The organism is Dellaglioa sp. CoH-55-MRSF-7 (assembly GCF_056782235.1).
The window spans coordinates 1-356 of the sequence record NZ_JBXAYI010000099.1 but is presented as its reverse complement, the minus strand read 5'-3'; the positions used below and the strand labels follow the sequence as shown (position 1 = coordinate 356).

The 356-nt window shown below is 54.2% G+C and carries 1 protein-coding gene; it reads right to left on the bottom strand.

What is annotated here, in order from left to right:
- On the bottom strand, positions 1–356 hold a 356-nt coding region (locus AC1RPU_RS08040; RefSeq protein ID WP_481769648.1), incomplete at both ends, for a hypothetical protein.

Sequence of the window (356 nt, the reverse complement as noted above, 5' to 3'; positions counted from 1 at the left end):
GCAGTGCATCGTCGCTTTCCATCAGTGTAAGCAAATCAGCCAACTTCGAATTACCCCTGTAGGCACGGCGCAGCGCCAGAAGGCTGATGCCACCAGCCAGATACGCCAACGCCATTTTCTGCATTTCTTTGCGCAGTGAATACGGATCGATCTTGCACGCACGCGCCTGCAAGAAGTTCATGAATGAGGGCTGCGCTGCTTGACGTACATACTCATCAAGAGTCGGCTCGTTGACCTTAAGTTCCCAAGGCTCTCCCGGGTTTTGCGTCGCATCGACCATGGCTACGCCGATCGCCAGATGCAAATCCAGCACACGGGTATCAGGCCACAGCTGTTGACTCAAGTTACTCATTGCG